This is a genomic window from Streptomyces calidiresistens, from assembly GCF_014141525.1.
Taxonomy (GTDB): domain Bacteria; phylum Actinomycetota; class Actinomycetes; order Streptomycetales; family Streptomycetaceae; genus Streptomyces; species Streptomyces calidiresistens.
Map to the genome: position 1 here is coordinate 1 of NZ_VKHS01000902.1, position 2,039 is coordinate 2,039.

Consider the following 2,039-nt stretch of genomic DNA (forward strand, 5'->3'; position numbering starts at 1 on the left):
CCCGGGCTCCGCCCGCGCCCCCCTGGACCAGCCTCTTGTCCGACCTGTCCGTCGCCCCGGTCACGGTGAAGTTCCCCCACCGTTCCCGCCGCGGCATCCTCCTCGGTCTCTCCCTCCCCCAACTCCTTCTCGTCTCGTGTGCGTTGGCCCTGCTGCTGGTGACGGTGATCTCCGCCGGTCTCCTCGGCGCGCTGGCGCTGGCCCCCGTGTGGGCGGTGGTCGCCGCCCTGGTCGCGATCCGCCGCCACGGCCGATCCCTGATCGAATGGGCGCCGATCGTCGCCCGGTACGCCTACCGGCGCCGCACCGGTCACACCCTGTGGCTCGGCCGCCCGGTCACCCGCCCGCGCCGGGACGGCGCACTGCACCTGCCCGGCACCGCGGCCTCCCTGAAGGTCGTCACCCCCGGCGACTCCACCAACGCCGCGGCGGCCCTGCACGACCCGCACCGGCGGACCCTGACCGCCGTCGCCCGCGTCTCCTCCCGCGCGTTCGCGCTGCTCGATCCGGCCACCCAGAACACCAACGTCAACGGCTGGGGGCGCGCGCTGGCCGGTGCCGCCCGCACCGGACACGTCGCCTGCGTCCAGGTCCTGGAACGCACCGTCCCCGACTCCGGCGACGGTCTCACCCGCCACTGGGCCCGCCACGGCCGGCCACAGGCGCCGGTCGCCGGGCAGGTCTACTCCGAACTGGTCGCCTCCGCCGGGCCCGCCGCCGCTCCCCACGAGACCTACGTGGCGATCTCCCTGGATCTCAGGGCCGCCAAACGGCTCATCTCGCAGGCGGGCGGCGGACTTCCGGGCGCCTTCACCGTCATGGCGCAGACCACCGCCTCCGTGGCCCAGGCCGCGCGCGACGCCGGGCTGGTGGTCACCGGGTGGCTGACCGCCGGCGAGATCGCCGCGCTCGTGCGGACCGCCTACGATCCGCGTTCCCTGGCCGCCCTCCAACAGTGGTCCGCGACCGGCCGGGCCGAGGCAGATTCGGCGGCGGCCGGACCGGTGGTCCAGGTGGAGGAGTACGACCGGCTGGCCACCGACACCGCCTGCCACGCCACCTACTGGGTGGAGAACTGGCCCCGTACCGAGATGGGCGCCGGTTTCCTGCACGGGCTGATGTTCAGTGCGGGGGTTCGGCGCAGCCTCTCGTTGCTGTACGTGCCGCAGAGCCTGGAGGCCGCGCTGCGGGACGTCCAGCGGAAGAAGGCCGCGATCATCGCCGATGCCAACGAACGCGCCCGCCGCGGTCAGGTCGACAGTGAGGAGGACTCCGTCGAGTACGCCGACGTCAAGGCCCGCGAGCGTCAACTCATCGCCGGCCACGCCGATGTCGCGCTGACCGGTCTGGTCACCGTCACCGCCGACACCGACGCCCTCCTCGACGCCGCCTGCGCGCAGATCGAGACCGCCGCGGTCACCGCGGGCGTGGACCTGCGCCGGCTCAACTACCAGCAGCCCGACGCCTTCCTCCTCGGCGCCCTGCCGTTGGCCCGGATCGCCCTGTGATCCCGCCCCCGCCCGGCGGCGGGAAGGAAAGCCCTCTTGAAAGGCAGGACCGTTTGCCCTACCCCTCTCCCTCGAACGACGCGCACCCCTACCTGCGGGCCGCGAGCGCCGGAGTGCGCCACCACACCCGCTCCCTCGCCGAGCGGACCGCCCGGCCGCGGGAGGCGGTGGACCGCGTTCACCTGGACGTCCTGCACGCCCACCTCACCGCCCTGCACCGGCTCCTCGATCACCTCACCGAGTCGGCCCGCCCCCCGTACCCGGCGGCGGGCCGTCAGCTGGCGATCGCGCGCACCCGGCTGTGGCAGACCGCCGGAGCCCTCCACGAGGCCTTCCACCTTCTCCCGGCGCCGCACCGGAACACCGATGAGGAGGAGTGTCACCCCGACCTGCTGCCCGAGGGGCCGCCGCTGATGACGATCTGTCGGCGTCACCTCGCTTCCGGCCACGCCGTCCGCCGCCGGACCACCCCCACCGACCTCAAGGGCCCGCCGCACGGCCACACCACCCACTGCGTCACCTGAAGAACCC

General features: G+C 74.1%; 2 protein-coding genes. Both read left to right on the forward strand.

Annotation, left to right across the window (positions count from 1 at the left end):
* Positions 1–35 precede the first annotated feature (35 nt).
* Positions 36–1,508, forward strand: a complete 1,473-nt coding sequence (locus FOE67_RS23945; protein ID WP_182666919.1) for an SCO6880 family protein — start codon at positions 36–38, stop codon at positions 1,506–1,508.
* Between the two features lie 53 nt (positions 1,509–1,561).
* Complete coding sequence (locus tag FOE67_RS23950; RefSeq protein ID WP_182666920.1) at positions 1,562–2,032, forward strand: DUF6238 family protein; 471 nt, start codon at positions 1,562–1,564, stop codon at positions 2,030–2,032.
* The last annotated feature ends 7 nt before the right edge of the window (positions 2,033–2,039 follow it).